Below are 14,929 nucleotides of genomic sequence, written 5' to 3'. Positions count from 1 at the left end.
GCATCCGTGCGTCATGTCATGCCCGCCGCGTCCGTTCCACGCCCCACAGGGTGACGGCGACACCCGCGGCGAAGCAGGCCGCGCTGATCAGCGTTCCGGTGCGCATACCGGTCCGGAAGTCGGCCGCCCCCGCCACCAGGGCGCCCAGCAGGGCGACCCCCAGGGCGCTGCCCACCTGACGGGACGCGTTGAGTACCCCGGAGGCGATGCCCGCGTGTTCGGCGGGGGCCGATTCGACGACGGCGGCCACCGCGGCAGGCATGGTGAACGCGGTGCCGAACCCGATGGCCGCCAACGGCAGGATCAACGCGGCATACGGCGTCTCACGTCCCGCCACCAGGAGAGCCACGAAGCCCACCGCCCCCACGGCGAGGCCGAGCACCATGGGCCGCCGTGGTCCGGTCCGTGCGGTCATCCGGCCGCCGAGCGTCGACGCCACGGCGGCCATGGCGGTCTGCGGCAGGATGGCGAGCCCGGCCCACAGCACGGCGTAGTGGCGGTACTGCTGGAAGTAGAAGGTGACCACGAACAGCTGGCCGTAGAAGCCGATGTTGAGGAACAGACCCACCAGGGTCGCGCCGGAGAAGGTGCGGTCGCGGAAGAGGCCGAGCGGCAGCATCGGGTCCGCCGTACGGCGCTCCACGAGCAGGAACGCCGTCGCGCACACCGCGAAGAGAGCGAACGCCGCCAGCGCGGGCGGCGCGGTCCAGCCCAAGTGACCGCCCTCGATGAGGGCGTACGCGATCGAGCCGAGGGCGAGCACGCCGAGGATCTGGGCGGGCAGGTCGAGGCCCGAGGACCGGGGCCGCCGCGGCCCCATGACATACCGGACCGTCATGACCAGGCCCAGGAGCCCGAAGGGCAGGTTGACGTAGAACACCGACCGCCAGCCGAAGCCGGCCACCAGCAGACCGCCGAGCACGGGGCCCGATGCCGCGGCGATGCCGCCGATGCCGCCCCAGACGCCGATGGCGCGCGCCCGCTCGCGCTTGTCCGGGTACGAGGCGTGGATCAGGGCGAGCGAGGTGGGCACCACCAGGGCCGCGGCCAGTCCCTGCAGCAGACGCATGACGATCAGGAACCACAGCGACGGGGCGAGCCCGCACCCCGCCGAGCTGACCACGAACAGGGCCAGGCCGATCTGGAACGCCGTCTTGCTGCCCAGGCGGTCGCCGATGGAACCCGCGGAGAGCAGCAGCCCGGCGAAGATCACGGTGTAGCCGTCGGCGACCCACTGCACGCCGGCGAGGTCGCCGCCGGCATGGAAGTCCTGTGCGATGGGCGGCAGGGCGACCGTGACGATCGTGGCGTCCAGCATGACCATGAAGAAGCCCATGCACAGGGCGATCAGCGGGAGTTTCCCGCCGCTGCCGCCCCGGGCCGGGGCAGGCGGTGTGGCCGAGGCGCTCGGAGCGGAGACCTCCGCCGATGGGTCCTGGACCATGAATTGTCCTCTCTTGCTTGTCTGTTGGTCTCGCTCCGGCCCGCCTTGCCTGCCGGGATGCCGGGATGCCGGGGGCCGGGATGCCGGGGGCCGGGACGCCGAGATTCCGGGGCCCGCGCCCGCCGCACGGCCGGGATCCGTGCGCTCGCGGCGTCGACACCGCCCATCGGCATCAGTCACGGCGCGGCAGGCGTACGTTCAGGGCGCTGGGCAGTTCGTGTTCACCGCGCCGTGTCAGCCGCACCGCACGGTCGCCGTGCGGGCGCCGGATCCAGCCGAGCGCGAAGAACCGGTCGAGGAGCCCGGCCCCCAGGGCCCCGGCGAGGTGATGCTCCTGCTCACTCCAGTCCACGCAGTAGCGGATCAAGGGGCGCCGCCCAGGGGCCGGTTCCAGGCCGATCCGCTCGGCGAGCAGCCGTGCCCCGTCGGCGGTCAGCGCGTACGTCACGTCCCTGCCCGGCGCCGAAAGGCGGTCGTGGAGGGCCGCCTCCGGCCGGAACCGGCCGTCCCCGCCGCTGAGTGCGCCCTGGTCGAGCAGGGCCCGCATCACGGCGACACCGAGCTTGCCCGCGAGATGGTCGTAACAGGTCCTGGCCCAGGCGAGGTTGCGCATCCGTTGCTCCCGGCGGTTGGCGGGCAGGGACCGCCGGGACAGGGCCGCGAGGACCTCCAGGGACTGGGCGGTCTCGGCGGAGGCGAGCCGGTAGTAGCGGTGCCGGCCGTGCGACTCGACCCGCAGCAGACCGCCCGCGACCAGCTTCGCCAGGTGGGCGCTGGCCGTGGACGCGGAGATGCCGCTCGCGGTGGCGAGCAGCCCGGCGGGCAGGGCCCGGCCGTCGGCGAGCGTGAGCAGCATCTTCGCCCGGGAGCGGTCCCCGATGAGCTCGGCGACGCAGGCGAGCTGGGCCGGCGAGTAGCGCCCTCCGGGGCCGTCACGGCCCGGCACCGCTCCCGGGCCCTCGCAGCCCGGAACTGCTCCCGGACGCTCGTCGCCCGGCACCGCTCCCCGGCCGTCCCCGCCCGGAACTGCGCCCGTCACGAGAGTCGTATGTCCACCCTCGCCGAGCCGCGGACGGCTATCGCGTCGAGTTCGACCCGGGCGCCGAGAGGGAGCCGGTCGACCATGAAGGCGGTGCGGGCCGGCGGGTCCTGGGGGAAGAACTCCCCGTACACCGCGTCGAACTGCGGCATCTCGTCGTACGTCACGAGCCAGACCCGCATGCTCACCACGTCGCCGAGGCCCATGCCCGCGGCGTCCAGGGTGGCCCCGAGGTTTTCCAGGGCCCGGCGTCCCTGCGCCGCGACGTCCTCGGAGACCAGCCGGCCGTCACCGTCCACGCCGAAGTGACCGGCCAGATAGGCCGTATCGGACACGACGACGCCGGGCGAGTACCGGTAGCCGGCCAGTTTGCCCCGTGTGATGACGCTGCGCCCCATGACATTTCCTCCAAGCCAGATGTGCTGTGCGCCCGTGCGGCCTGGTCGGCGGCCGGGGCGCGGTCGAACGCCTTCACCGTAGGACGGGAAAACTTCGCCGAGGGGCGAAGCGTGCTCCGGGCACCGGCCCGCGGCCGCGTCATTTCCCGGCGCCGCCACGGCCGTTCGGGCCTCGCTCCGTACCGAAATTCCCCGGCCTTGGGACGCCTTGGGAAACGATTTACGTTGGCCCGGAGGGCGTCAGGCGGACGCAAAGCGGCGACCAAGTTTAGCTATGTTACTTGCAGGTTACAACGATCTCTGGCTAACGTTGCAACCAAGATCATCAAGGCCTACGGGCATAGGCGCCAATTGCTGACCTCAGCTCTGTGAAGGGGAATTGTGCGAGATTTCGCAGGGGAAGCAAATTTCGTTGATCCAGCCGCGCTCATAGGAGACAGGACACGGGCCAGAATTCTGCTGTCGCTGCTCGACCACCGGGCCCTGCCCATGTCGATGCTCGCCTCCGAGGCGGGCGTCGCGCAGTCGACGATGAGCGCTCATCTCAGCCACCTCGTGGACGGCGGAATGCTGCAGGTCCGCAAGGAGGGACGGCACCGCTACTACAGCCTCGCCTCGGCCGACGTGGCCCGCGCCATCGAATCGCTCGCCCAACTCGCGCCGCCCTTCAAGGCGAACTCGCTGCGCTCCGGCTCACGGGCCCGCGCCATGCGCGTAGCGCGTACCTGCTACGACCATCTCGCGGGCCACCTCGGGGTTCTGGTCATGCGTCAGCTGATCGCCAAGGGGGCGGTCGTCGGCGGCGACGGCCACCACCACCCCGAACAGGCCACACAGGACCGCCTCTCGGCCTGCGGCCGCGACCTCTCGTACGCCATCACCCCGCAGGGCTGGCGCATGCTGGCCGCCATCGGTGTCGAACGCCCGCGCACCGAACGCCCCTTGGTGCGCTACTGCGTCGACTGGACCGAACAGTGCCACCACCTCTCCGGGGCCGTGGGCGCCGCCCTGCTGACCCGCTTCCTCGAGCAGGAATGGGTCGAACGCAAGCCCAGCACCCGCATTCTGCGCATCCTGCCCGCAGGCGAGAGCGCGCTGCAGCAATGGCTGGCCCTGAACCCCGGCGATCTCCATGCCGCCCTCGCTGCGTAAGGCGGAGGAGGACGGCTCGTCGATCCCGGAGGCCGGCTCGCCGTCCCGGAGGCCCCGCCGCGCGTCCCGCAGACTCGTTCCGCCGGCACCGGCGCCGGAAGACCTGACGGGCAAGGCATATCGGCCACCCACCGCACGGTCGTCGGAATCATCGGCCTCGGACTGCTCTTCGACGCCTACGAAATTTTCCTGGGCGCCACCTTGGCCAAGACCCTGCAACAACATTTCCACCTCGGCGGATTCGCTCTGGAGGCTTCCCTGTCATCCGCGTTTCTGGGGCAGGCCCTGGGCTCGATACTCCTGGGCAGATTAGCGGACCGGTACGGCAGAAAGCCTGCCTTCGTGGTCAACCTCCTTATCTATTCCCTCTGAACGTCAGCGCGGTACCGCTCACGCCGGAGACCCGCGCCGCGTCCGCGCTGTCCGCCTTCACGACGCGCAAGGTGTGACCCGACTTGGGCACACCGACGCGGAGCGCGGGCGAGCCCAGCAGCCGGCCGCCCTTGGTCTGCGCCAGGACGCGGTAGGAGTAGTGACGGCCGATCTCCGCGGCGTTGCGGGCCGGTGTCGGCTCGGCGGTGGTGTCCTTGAAGCGCGTCGTGTCCTTGCCGAGAGTGGCGACGAGAGTTGCTGTCGTCGGCTTGAAGTCCGCCCGGCTGGAGCGGTGCACCTGGTAGGCGACCACCTTGTTCCCGGCCTTGCCGCCGGACTTCGCTGCGGATTTCGATTCCGGTTTCGCTTCTGGTTTCGCTTCGGGCCAGGACAGCTCCGGGCCCGTGCTGTGCACGATCCGGGGAGCCTCGAGTACGGTGCCGCCTGCACCGTAAGTGACGTGCAAGCGCGGCGAGTTCTGCGGGTAGCGCCGCTTCGGGGGGTCCTTCGGGGGGTCCTTCGGGGGGCTCTCCGAAAGGCCGGCCTGAAGGGTCTGTCTCTCCTTCTTTTTCCGTTCCGGTACGGGGTCGGGTGCAGCGAAGGCGGCTTGGGGCAGCGCCGTGCCCAGTACCGCGGAGACGGCGAGGCCGACAAGCAGCCTGCGATTACCAATTCTCACCGCGCCAACTACTTCCTTGCCCTTTTCGGAGCCGTTCCGCACACGTCTCGAACTTCGAAAGAAGGCAGCGCTGAGCACTGCTCCCCGAATTCGAGGGCAGTGCGCGGACAGTGGAGCTGGCTTTCTAGAGGGCCTGGCGTTGCCGCGTCAACGGCCTTCCTATAAGGGGTTCTTGACGGCATATCAGGCAGGCTGGGAGGGATCGCCGAGCCGTCACCGGGCGAAAGGTCCGCTTCATCCATGCGATGGCGCGGGGCGATTCAAGTGGTGTATATCCGAGGGGCTTTACCGCCGCTATGCCCGCCCCACTCCGTACGGACTATGCAATTGCATTCACGATGTTCATTCAGGCGAGGAGTCGACGTTCCATGACCAAGAGATCCCTCACGGCCGTTCTCGGCGCCCTCCTGCTCCTCGGCTGCACCGCCCTCGCTTATGTCTTCGTCAGCGACGACTCCGCCGGAGAGCGGCCCCTGCCGACCGCAGGCGTCACCTACGAGGTGACCGGCACGGGCAAGGCAGACATCACGTATCTCGCACGCAACGCGCAGGGCACCGCCACAACCGAGAGCGCGGTCGCCCTGCCGTGGAAGAAGTCGGTACGCGTGCCTCTCGGCAAGGAACCGGTCGTGCGGGTGAGGCTCGGCTCCGACGGGGGAGAGGCCCGATGAGCCCTGGCCGTCAGGGGTGAACACCAGCAGCGGGCCACGGCGTTCGGGGCGCACGGGCAGGCGGTGTGCAGCGGCGCGCGGCTGCGGGGCGGAGGAGGTGGTGGCGGGGAGTGACAGGGGCGGCGGCGGGCCGACGGCGAGACGTCGGCCGAGCCGAGCGCCAGGGATCGCCGTCGGGCTCGGTTCGTTTACCGGCGGTCGGGAGCGCGGCGAGGCTTAAGGCCCGGGCGGCTCAGCGTTCGCCGGAACTGGGTGCGCCACTTCTCACGGGTCTCCCCGCCCGCCAGGAGTCCGGCCACGCGACGTCGTCGATCGCCAGCCACGGCGCGGCGGCGACGGCAGTCGGCGTAAGCCCCGTGAACGCCTTTACGTCGCGGTGCAGATGGGGCTGGTCGACGTATCCGCTCTCGGCCGCGACATCGGCGGGAGGGAGACCCGCCGCGAGCAGATGGGCCGCATGGTCGAACCGCACCAGCTGGGCGGCCCGCTTGGGGGTGACGCCGAGCTGCGCCCGGAAACGCGCCCACAGGCGCTTGCGGCTCCAGCCGACCTCGTCCGCCAGGCCGTCGACACGCACCCGGCCACCGCTGGCGACTGTCCGCCTCCAGATGTGGGCGGCCTCCGGATCGACCTGCAGCCCGTCCCCGATCCGACGACGCACGACGTCCGCCGCCATCGCGAACCGCTCGTCCCACGACCTGGCTGTACGCAGCCGCTCCTCGATGCGCCCCGCGTCGCGGCCCCAGACGGCTGCCAAGGACTCCACGCTCCCGCTGACCCCGGCCGACGAGCCGAGCACCGCGGCTGCCACCCCCGGCTGCAGCCGGATCTGCAGGCACTCGCCCACCAGGCCGGTCACCCGCAGCTCCCCGGGGGCCATGCCGATCACGACACTGCCGTGTCCGGACCGGCCCTGCGTGTCGTAGACCAGGCCGTCATCGCCGCTCAGATCGATGAGCAAGGTGACGGACGGATGCGCGACCATCGCGATGTCGACGGGCGCGGGGACACGCTGGCGGAATCCGGCCATGCTGATGCCCGGCAGCCGGTCCGAAGGCACCGGCACTGCGATGTCAACGCCCGACCACATGGGTGGCACGTCCTGCGACGACACGACGTCAGTCTAGGCCGGGCCCGTCGGCGGGGTTCCGGTGCGCAGGGCTGCGAAGTCGAGCAGTAGCCGGCCCACCAGCTCAGGCGCTTCCAGCATGGGCACGTGCCCGACGCCCGGCAGCATCTCGACCCGCACGTCCGGCACGACGTCGTACCGGCGCGCCGACGCTGGATCCCACCGGGGATCGGAAGCGCCGAAGACCACGAGCACCGGGAGCCCGAGGGCGCAGAGCCGCTCGGGCACGGACTGCTCGGCGAGGTACGCGGTGTTCTCGCGCAGCGCCTTGCGGAACGCGCGGTACCTGGTGCTCCGCAGGTCGGCGACCATGCCGGGCGGGATGGGCGCAGGGCCGGCGAGCGTGGCGCCGATGCCTTTGCGGATCATCGCATCCGAACGCCGCCACCACAGCAGCGGCCCGAAAGGCGGTGCCAGCAATGCGCGGAGGATGGCCGGCTGCGGCAGGAGCGCGTCGAGGTGCGGGCCGGTGCTGATCATCGCCAGCGAACCCACCAGGTCGGGGCGCTGCTCCGCGAGCGCGGTGGCGACGTATCCGCCGCTGGAGTGGCCGGCCGCGGTGACGGCGCGCAGCCCGAGTTCGTCGAGCAGCGCCGCAATCCGGCCCGCCTGCGCCGGAACGTCGTAGGACGTGACGGGCGGGGACTGGCCGCAGCCCGGGAGGTCTATCCGGACGACATGATGATGGGAGGCGAGGGCAGGGAGCACCGGTCCCCAGGTGGCACCCGAGGCTCCAGATCCGTGGATGAGCAGCAGCGGCGGCGCGTGGCGCGGTCCGTCGCGGTCCACATGCATCGGCTGCGCGTGCTGTGTGTCGTGGTCCTTCATGGGGCGATGGTGCGGGCGGTGGCGGCTGCCGGTCTTGTACGAATGTCGCCAACGGCCCGCGGCGGGCGCGCCCCACGCCTGGCCCACCCCGGCGCGCCATACGGGGCCGGCTGTCCCATCTCACCGAACTCGCCGGTGCCCCACGCCCTTTGACCAGCCGAAGCCGTCGGCGGCGTGCTCACCCCGCACGACTGGGTTCGCTGCCGAAGAAGCCGAAACAGCCGGTTTCGCTGCCAACGACTCGATTGGATGACGAAGGGCATTCCGGCAACGGCCAGGTGGGCTCGGTGCCGGAAACGACGACGAGCTTCAGCAACACCGCGGAGCGTCGTGGGCCCGTGTCGGCGTACGCGTCCTGCCCCCAGCCGGGGCGGTGACCAGAACGTCGCTCAGCGGAGAGATACGTGATATGCCGTCAGAACCCTGTGGCCCTCGGGGTGTGGGGCGGCGAGGGCTTGGGCTAGGTGAGGCCCCGGCCGACCTGGGTTGTGCGGGGTCCGGTGACGCCGGTTCCGGCACTTCAGGGACAGCCCTGATGTGTACGCGGGACGGGGCCCGTACGTTGTCCGCGTGGCAAGCTGCGAACGGGGGACGGCTGCCGACAGGGGCCCCTGACACGTACCTCCGCGTACGGAACAAGGAGTTCACCGTGCGAGTCAAGGGAATCCTCACCACGCTCGGCATGACGGGGGCGCTCGGCGCGAGCCTGCTGCTCGGCGCGCCGTCCGCGACGGCCGACGGCGGGGTCTGCAACCCGGGCTGCGAGGCCAACGTCGAGTTCAAGTCCTACGGCGAGATCTTCACCGTGCACGACTACGCCTCCAACGGGGTCGGCACCGTAGGCCTGTTCGACATCAAGAGGAACGGCGTCTGGGTCGTGTACGACGACGTCATCAACGCGAAGGGCTACAACGCGCCTCCAGTGGTCGTCAACTACGAGATCGCCGAGGGCACGCCGGTGCGGTACAAGGCGTGCCAGCACAATTACAGCGGCGCGTACGACTGCAGCGACTGGTACTACGACAAGGCCTGAGCCGCCGATCACGCGCACCCGCCCCGGGCACCGGGCGCATACCCGGGCCCGGGGCCGGTGCGCCACCGGCTCAGCTTGTCGTCACTCGGGATGCCGAGCCGGTGCGGTGGGGGCGGGGCGCGGACGCCCGTGGAGCGGCTTCGGGCCGCCCTTCCAGGCGGCTGCCGCGCGGCAGGGTGACGGACATGATGTCGCTGGGGGCGTCCAGCGCGATGCGGTGCCATCGCCCACGCGGGACGATGGCCGCCGTTCCGGCCGCCAGCCTGATCTCCTCCTCCGTCTCCTCCGCCTCCTCCGGGCGGAAGCAGAGACGTATCCCGCCGGCAAGGCAGCACACGAGTTCGTCTGCGGTGGGGTGGACTTCCCAGTGGTCGCCGTGGACGTCGGCATCGGTCTCCACATGGAAGGTCATCAACTGCCAGCCGTCCCGTTCGGAGTTGAACACGGGTTGCTCGGCGCGTACTTGACCACTGTGGTCCAGGTGAACGAAGGCGGCGAAGAGGTCGATCGGTGCTGCAGCGGTCATAGCGAGTCATCCATTCTGCTGCGAAGGGTGTCCGGTGGGCTGTGGGGTACGGGTATCGGCTCCGGCAGGGCTTGGGCAGGCCCTACTCGGCCAGGGCGCGGCGCAGGACTGCGCCGAGTGAGGCGAGCTGCCGCTGCGACATGTCGTCGGCCTGGGCCGGGGCGGTGTCCGGCGTGGTCAGCCGTACATCGCCACGCGGTAGAGATCCGCAAGCGCGTCGTCGATGGGATGGGGTTGCGGATTACCGGAAGAGTCGAGCCTGTTCCACCTCTGCAGATTCACCGCGACCGCCATCTGTCGCTTGCCGTCGGCACGGGTCATGGCCAGCGCCCCACCACCCCAGACCGTGCCGCCATGCCCCCAGAAGACGCCCTGGCCGGGCCCCTCCATCGAGTACAGGCCGAGGCCGTAGTCGATGGTCTTTCCCCATTGGGAGATGACCGGGCCGGTGCGTTGCATCTGCGCCAGCGACGACGGGCTGACGATCTCCCCGGCCAGCAGCATGCGGTAGAAGCTGTTGAGGTCCGTGACGGTCGATATCAGCGAGGCCGCCGGGCTCACCCATGACATGTCGTAGACGCTGTAGTCGCGCGGTGGTTCGCGCATGCCGAACCACGCCTCGTAGAGCCGCGAGTGTGGCCCGTCGACGTATGGCCCGGCGGGGAGTTCGGTGTCCCGGAGCCCGGCGCGCTCGATGATGTTCCGGGTGATGTACTGCTCGGCCGTGGTGCCGGTCACCTGTTCCAGGAGCTGGCCGAGGAGCAGGTAGTTGGTGTTGGAGTACACGCCCGGGGTGGCGCCGGGGGCGCCGACGGCGGGTGCGGTGACGCCCATCTCGATCAGTTCGCCGGCGTGGAACCGCGTGAACCGGTTGTCGTCCAGGCTCTGGGGGCCGGTGTCGGCGAGGGCGGGGAACGCCTTGAGGGAGGAGTAGGCGTACGGGAGGTACTCGGCGAGGCCGCTGGTGTGGTTGATGAGCATCCGGACCGTGATCGCGTCACCGCGCTCTCCGGGAACCAGCTTCGGAAGGTAGTGGCCGATCGGTGTGTCGAGCCCGATCTGGCCGCTCTCGACCCGCTGCAGAACCGCTGCGGCGGTGAAGGTCTTGGTGATGCTGCCGACGCGGTGCCGCATGTCGGCGGTGACGGGGCGGCCTGTGGCGACATCGGCGACCCCGGCGGCGCCGCGCCAGACCTGGTCGCCGTCCCGCACCTCGGCGAACAGGCCCGGCATCCCGGCGCGGTGGACGTTGTCGATGGCGGCGTCGAGCACCGCGGGATCCAGTGAGTTGCTCACGAAATGCGTCCTTTCGTGTTGCCTCAGGGGGAGCTTCATACCTGTCACCCGGGCCGGGTGGCAGGGCGCCGTGACACATCGGCCCGCCTGCTGCCGGGTCGCTCGGCACGTTCATGTCCTCATTATGCACGCGGTGCGTGCAACAGTGAGTGCATAAGTTAGAATGAGCCCGACGAGAGGGGCGAAATGGCAGGTCGCAGGCGTTGGTCGACCGAGGAAATCCTGGATGCCGCAGCGGAGTTGCTGCGCACGAGCGACGCGGAGTCGTTCAGTGTGCGCAAGCTCGCCGCGACCCTCGGGACCGATTCCTCCAGCCTCTACCGGCACTTCCGCAGCAAGACGGAGCTGCTGCGTGCGGTCGCCGACCGGGTCCTCGTGGCCTCCATGGACGGCTACCGCGCCGAGGGCGACTGGAAGCAGCGCATCACGGCCCTGGCCCTGCGCGTGAGAGAAACGTTCGGCCGGCAGCCCCAACTCGCCGCGATCTGGGGGCGGTACGCGTCAGGCGGCGCCGGTTCCCGGCTGGTCATGGAAGAGGTGCTGCAGGCCCTGCGCGCGTCGGGGCTGCCCGATGAGGAGATCCCGGCGCACTACCACCGGCTCGCGGTCCTCATCGTCGCACTGATCGCCTCCGAGGCCGGAGTCAGCACCATCACCCCGGAAGAGTACGAACAGGGCATGGAGCTGTTCCGCGTCGCGGTACTCGGCGCCGACCCCGAACGCTTCCCCGCCCTGGCCCACTTCGCCCGCGACGTCCGCCCCCTGGGAGCGGATCGCCGCGCCGCGTTCGAAGAGATCCTCGCCGCCCACCTCGCCCACATCGAGGCCGTAGCCCGTCCGAGCTAGCCGGCAGGCGCCCCGAACCTGCACTCCCCGAAAGCCCGAAGAAGGCCCGAACCCGCACTCCGGAAAGCCCAAACCCGCACTCCCGAAAGCGCCCGTGCTGACACGGGCATGACCATAATGGCGAGACTGGGATGGCATGGGGGGCCGGCATGGATGCACCCGACCTGGCGGCGATGGCTGCGCAAGCTCTGTCCGCCGCGGCGTCGGGCGCCGCGAATACGGCGGCGTCGGATCTCGTACGAGGCCGGCTCAGCCGTTCCGACCGCGGGCGGGCAGCCTTGGACGAGCTGGCCGGCGCACCAGATGATCCCGAGGCCGGCAGAGCCGCGCAGGCCGCCCTCGCCGAAGAGATCGACGGCGATGCCGAGTTCGCCGGGCGGCTCGCGATGCTCCTGCAGACGTCCTCGCAGCAGCACACCGGCAGCGTGGTCCTGACCGGCAGCAAGGTGACACGCAGCCAGATCGCGCTCGGCCCGCTGACCATCAACAACACGCCCGCCGGGCGGCTCTCCCTCGGCGCGGGCATCGCCTTGGCGGTGCTGATGGTCGCGCTTGCCGCCTACGGGGGTGTGCGGCTCTTCGACACCACGGATGACTCACCGCGCAATGCGCCGTCCGCGCCCAGCACCGGGCGGATCGGCCCGGCGGCCGAGCTGCCGGGCCGGCTCACCGGGCGGGCGCTCAGTGGCTGTTCAGTGGCTTGCCGTACTTGTGGGCCGTGGACAGATACGGAAGGTCAAGTGTTCGGGGTGAGAAGGCCGTTGAGCCGGCGGCCGTGCCGCGGGGGAGGAGCCATACCGCGCCCAGGGAGGCGTTCTCGCCCGGGGACCCGACCGTGACATCCGGTCGGCCGTCGGTGTTGTAGTCGCCCGTGGCGAGGGCCGCGCCGAAGGTGTCGCCTGCCTCGGCGACACCCGGGATGCCGACTGTGTCCTGGTTCCAGGCGACGGACGCGGCAGCGCCGCCCGCGTCGAGCAGGCCTCGGGCGCCGCCGTGCAGGAGCCAGGCGGCGCCCGCTCCCGCTTCGCTTCCGATGGCCTCACCCGGGGCGCCGGCGATCAGGTCGTCGCGGCCGTCACGGTTGACGTCGGCGACGGCGAGGGCGGCGCCGAAGCGGTCACCGTCCTCGGCCACTCCGGGGACGCCCGCCGTGTCCTGGTTGAGGGTCTGGGAGCGGCTGCCGAACGATCCACCCGTAGCGCTTGCGTAGTGGACGTGGATACCGCCGCCCTTGGCGAACTGCTCGGGGCCGCAGGGGTCGTCGATGTTCTCGTCCGCGATCTCACGGCACTCGCCGAGCGCCAGGTCATTGCGACCGTCGCCGTCGAAGTCGCCGGAGGCCAGGGCACTGACACCGGCGTTGGACGTGTTCCAGAAGTTCGCCATCTCCAACCGCTCCGCGTCCCACTTCCAAAGACGCACGTGGGACTGCGTGTTGGGGTCGCCTGCGGTCCAGTACGCCACGGCCAGGTCGGCGCGGCCGTCGCTGTCGAAGTCGCCGGTGGCCAGGACGGGGGCGCGACCGCCCATGGGAGCGGCGACAACGGTGGTGATCATGCTGTCCTCGCCGTGGATGACCCGGGCGACGACCTTGTCCATGCCGCCGATCACGATCGCCTGGTTGTCGCCGCCGGTGAGGTAGTCCGCCGCGACCGATTTCCCGTACGCCGCCGACGGCGAAGGCCCGGTCAGCACCGTCGCCCCCGGCCCAGGACCGCCCTTCGCGCCGCCGACGACGGTGACCATGCCCGCGTCCGTACCGCGGTCGGTGACATCCTCGCCTGGGGCACCGGCGAGCAGCTCCGCGATGCCGTCACCGTTGAGGTCGGTCAGCGTCACGGACGCACCGAAGCGGTCGCCCGCCTCCGGGGTGCCGGGCACCTCGGCCGTGGCCTGGGTGACACGGATGCTGCCGTGGGCGCCGACGCCCTTCGGACCGCCCCAGACGACGTTCACATACCCGGCTTTGGCCCGGCCGCCGACGGTCCCCTCCGGGACACCGACGGCAACATCCGCGAAACCGTCGCCGTTGAAGTCACTCGTGGCGCTCCGGGGCGCGGCAGCGATGGCGGTGGCGCCGGAGGGGAGCACGCCCCCGGCGATGACCGCCGCGGCGGCTGCGATGGCGTACGTCAGGACGCGGCGGCTGTGCGGCACGAAGACCCCCACTCGGTCGACGGGCTGCTGCGGTTACCTGGTGTGACCGTCGAAGGGCGGAGCTGGTTGTACGGAGTTCACTGGTGGTTGATGCCGAGTTCACGGGCGAGCGGGCGGACATGGCGCAGCACGCCGCGGAGACCTGATCGCACGTGGCGCACCGGCGACGAGAAGACCATGGCGCGCCCCCTTACGCCACCGGGTCGATCGGGTAGAAGTCAGGCTCCGGAAACAGCCGGGCAATCGAGAACGGCTCGAAATCCCGGTCTGTCAGCAGGCGGTAGACGAACTCGGAGGTGCACATGTCCACTTGGTGCCATGGGTAACGTGCGCCACGCGTGACAATGGACCATTCGGCCGGGTCGTTCTCGCCGTACCCCCAAGAGATAAGACCACGCCGGCCGGGCCGGTAGATCTCATATGGCTCGAATACGGGGTCGGGGCCTTCCTGGGGAGTCGCGTCCAGATGATTCCGCCAGGTGCGCGCCAGGTCGAAATGGCCCACGCTGTCCACGGAAAGCACTTGCAGGAACTCCGAGAACTCGCCGTTCCCGAATGCTTCTGAGAGCTTCTTGTAATCCTCGGAGAGCGTCGTCCCCAACCCCTCCTCGATGTCGCTCCATGGCAGATCGAGGTGCAAGGGCTCCCAGTTCACGACAGAGATAAGCCGCTCGACCCACATGACTAGCCCCCCCGAAACGTCGCTCACGCGAGGAACCGCTGGACGCCCGGGAAGAAGTGGCACGGCTGCAAGCGGACGCCGATCGGGCACAGACACGCTCGCCCAGCTGACCCATGCCCGCGCCACAGAAGCCGAGGACTTGCCCGAAGAAACGGCCGAATCGCTCCACCGGCCGGAGTTCCCACGACCAGCCGACCGCCCGCAGATCCGCTTGGACCACAGCGCCCGGCCCGCCGACGCGAGCGCAAGCACCCTCGGCCACCTGCCCCCAGCCCCGATGCACACCACCGCCCCTGCGCGCGTCCGGCAGCCGAAGCCGCCCCGCCCCTTCGCAGCAGCAGACCAGGCCCATCAACACCACACACACCTACAAGAAACCCTCCCACCGAACCCACCACACCTGTTGCCCCCTCACCAACGAACCGAGCCGCTTACTGCCATCGGCCCGCCGGATGACACTGCTCTTCCATACGACCGGGCCGCCACTGTCGTGGAGGTCCTGCGGTATCACCTCGACTCCAGCTGTCTGATCGCACGCGCCAGCGAGGACCTCCTGTCTGATCTCACGGGCGGCTGGCTGCTGGATCCTGCCTTGACTCCGCAGCGGCCCGCGCCGCGCACTCGGACCTGCTCTTTGCGATGCCAGTAAGAGCCGATTCGCTTGAGGGAGATAAATT

Annotated in this window: 15 protein-coding genes; 5 read left to right on the top strand and 10 right to left on the bottom strand. The window is 70.2% G+C overall.

Annotation, left to right across the window (positions count from 1 at the left end):
- Positions 1 to 16: 16 nt before the first annotated feature.
- From ACFQVC_RS34020 to ACFQVC_RS34010, 3 genes are all read right to left on the bottom strand, one after another.
- Positions 17 to 1,444, bottom strand: coding sequence for an MFS transporter (locus ACFQVC_RS34020; RefSeq protein ID WP_381837933.1), 1,428 nt, complete (start codon positions 1,442 to 1,444; stop codon positions 17 to 19).
- A 172-nt stretch (positions 1,445 to 1,616) separates the two neighbouring features.
- Positions 1,617 to 2,483 (bottom strand): ArsR/SmtB family transcription factor, encoded by an 867-nt coding sequence (locus tag ACFQVC_RS34015; RefSeq protein ID WP_381837931.1) that lies wholly within the window; start codon positions 2,481 to 2,483, stop codon positions 1,617 to 1,619.
- Positions 2,480 to 2,881 (bottom strand): RidA family protein, encoded by a 402-nt coding sequence (locus ACFQVC_RS34010; RefSeq protein ID WP_381837929.1) that lies wholly within the window; start codon positions 2,879 to 2,881, stop codon positions 2,480 to 2,482. Before ACFQVC_RS34010 ends, ACFQVC_RS34015 begins: the two co-directional genes overlap by 4 nt.
- 381 nt (positions 2,882 to 3,262) lie before the next feature.
- Between ACFQVC_RS34010 and ACFQVC_RS34005 the strand changes: the two genes are divergently transcribed.
- Complete coding sequence (locus ACFQVC_RS34005) at positions 3,263 to 4,033, top strand: ArsR/SmtB family transcription factor (RefSeq protein ID WP_381837927.1); 771 nt, start codon at positions 3,263 to 3,265, stop codon at positions 4,031 to 4,033.
- Between the two features lie 201 nt (positions 4,034 to 4,234).
- A complete protein-coding gene (locus ACFQVC_RS34000; protein ID WP_381837925.1) occupies positions 4,235 to 4,405 on the top strand; it encodes an MFS transporter in 171 nt (56 codons plus the stop codon).
- Here ACFQVC_RS34000 and ACFQVC_RS33995 read toward each other — a convergent pair.
- On the bottom strand, positions 4,389 to 4,820 hold the full coding sequence (locus ACFQVC_RS33995) for a hypothetical protein (protein ID WP_381837923.1): 432 nt from the start codon (positions 4,818 to 4,820) through the stop codon (positions 4,389 to 4,391). The two genes, ACFQVC_RS34000 and ACFQVC_RS33995, sit on opposite strands and share 17 nt — an antisense overlap.
- A 632-nt stretch (positions 4,821 to 5,452) precedes the next feature.
- On the opposite strand from ACFQVC_RS33995, the gene ACFQVC_RS33990 reads away from it, so the two are divergent.
- Positions 5,453 to 5,755, top strand: a complete 303-nt coding sequence (locus tag ACFQVC_RS33990) for a hypothetical protein (protein ID WP_381837921.1) — start codon at positions 5,453 to 5,455, stop codon at positions 5,753 to 5,755.
- A gap of 232 nt (positions 5,756 to 5,987) precedes the next feature.
- On the opposite strand, the gene ACFQVC_RS33985 is transcribed toward ACFQVC_RS33990, so the two are convergent.
- Positions 5,988 to 6,845, bottom strand: coding sequence for an AraC family transcriptional regulator (locus ACFQVC_RS33985; RefSeq protein ID WP_381838182.1), 858 nt, complete (start codon positions 6,843 to 6,845; stop codon positions 5,988 to 5,990).
- A gap of 33 nt (positions 6,846 to 6,878) precedes the next feature.
- A complete protein-coding gene (locus ACFQVC_RS33980; RefSeq protein ID WP_381837919.1) occupies positions 6,879 to 7,712 on the bottom strand; it encodes an alpha/beta fold hydrolase in 834 nt (277 codons plus the stop codon).
- Positions 7,713 to 8,361: 649 nt separating this feature from the next.
- On the opposite strand from ACFQVC_RS33980, the gene ACFQVC_RS33975 reads away from it, so the two are divergent.
- Entirely contained in the window at positions 8,362 to 8,745 is a 384-nt protein-coding gene (locus ACFQVC_RS33975) for a hypothetical protein (protein ID WP_381837917.1), read from the top strand.
- 70 nt (positions 8,746 to 8,815) lie between these two features.
- Here ACFQVC_RS33975 and ACFQVC_RS33970 read toward each other — a convergent pair whose 3' ends face one another.
- Both ACFQVC_RS33970 and ACFQVC_RS33965 read right to left on the bottom strand, forming a co-directional pair.
- Positions 8,816 to 9,271, bottom strand: coding sequence for a cupin domain-containing protein (locus ACFQVC_RS33970; protein WP_381837915.1), 456 nt, complete (start codon positions 9,269 to 9,271; stop codon positions 8,816 to 8,818).
- Between the two features lie 177 nt (positions 9,272 to 9,448).
- Entirely contained in the window at positions 9,449 to 10,567 is a 1,119-nt protein-coding gene (locus tag ACFQVC_RS33965) for a serine hydrolase domain-containing protein (RefSeq protein WP_381837913.1), read from the bottom strand.
- 186 nt (positions 10,568 to 10,753) lie between these two features.
- On the opposite strand from ACFQVC_RS33965, the gene ACFQVC_RS33960 reads away from it, so the two are divergent.
- Positions 10,754 to 11,413: a TetR/AcrR family transcriptional regulator gene (locus tag ACFQVC_RS33960; protein ID WP_381837912.1), complete on the top strand. Its 660-nt coding sequence runs from the start codon at positions 10,754 to 10,756 to the stop codon at positions 11,411 to 11,413.
- 681 nt (positions 11,414 to 12,094) lie between these two features.
- Here ACFQVC_RS33960 and ACFQVC_RS33955 read toward each other — a convergent pair.
- Both ACFQVC_RS33955 and ACFQVC_RS33950 read right to left on the bottom strand, forming a co-directional pair.
- Positions 12,095 to 13,570: an FG-GAP-like repeat-containing protein gene (locus ACFQVC_RS33955; protein WP_381837910.1), complete on the bottom strand. Its 1,476-nt coding sequence runs from the start codon at positions 13,568 to 13,570 to the stop codon at positions 12,095 to 12,097.
- A gap of 190 nt (positions 13,571 to 13,760) precedes the next feature.
- Complete coding sequence (locus ACFQVC_RS33950; protein ID WP_381837908.1) at positions 13,761 to 14,252, bottom strand: hypothetical protein; 492 nt, start codon at positions 14,250 to 14,252, stop codon at positions 13,761 to 13,763.
- Between the last annotated feature and the right edge of the window lie 677 nt (positions 14,253 to 14,929).

The sequence above is a fragment of the Streptomyces monticola genome, from assembly GCF_042665355.1.
Lineage (GTDB): Bacteria > Actinomycetota > Actinomycetes > Streptomycetales > Streptomycetaceae > Streptomyces > Streptomyces monticola.
The sequence above is the reverse complement of the archived record's forward strand: the minus strand, read 5'-3'. Positions and strand labels throughout refer to the sequence as shown.

Bases quoted from the DNA above. Each gene is read 5' to 3' on its own strand.
- ACFQVC_RS34020 (WP_381837933.1), bottom strand. From the start codon at position 1,444: ATGGTCCAGGACCCATCGGCGGAGGTCTCCGCTCCGAGCGCCTCGGCC.
- ACFQVC_RS34010 (WP_381837929.1), bottom strand. From the start codon at position 2,881: ATGGGGCGCAGCGTCATCACACGGGGCAAACTGGCCGGCTACCGGTAC.
- ACFQVC_RS33990 (WP_381837921.1), top strand. From the start codon at position 5,453: ATGACCAAGAGATCCCTCACGGCCGTTCTCGGCGCCCTCCTGCTCCTC.
- ACFQVC_RS33985 (WP_381838182.1), bottom strand. From the start codon at position 6,845: ATGTGGTCGGGCGTTGACATCGCAGTGCCGGTGCCTTCGGACCGGCTG.
- ACFQVC_RS33980 (WP_381837919.1), bottom strand. From the start codon at position 7,712: ATGAAGGACCACGACACACAGCACGCGCAGCCGATGCATGTGGACCGC.
- ACFQVC_RS33970 (WP_381837915.1), bottom strand. From the start codon at position 9,271: ATGACCGCTGCAGCACCGATCGACCTCTTCGCCGCCTTCGTTCACCTG.
- ACFQVC_RS33960 (WP_381837912.1), top strand. From the start codon at position 10,754: ATGGCAGGTCGCAGGCGTTGGTCGACCGAGGAAATCCTGGATGCCGCA.
- ACFQVC_RS33950 (WP_381837908.1), bottom strand. From the start codon at position 14,252: ATGTGGGTCGAGCGGCTTATCTCTGTCGTGAACTGGGAGCCCTTGCAC.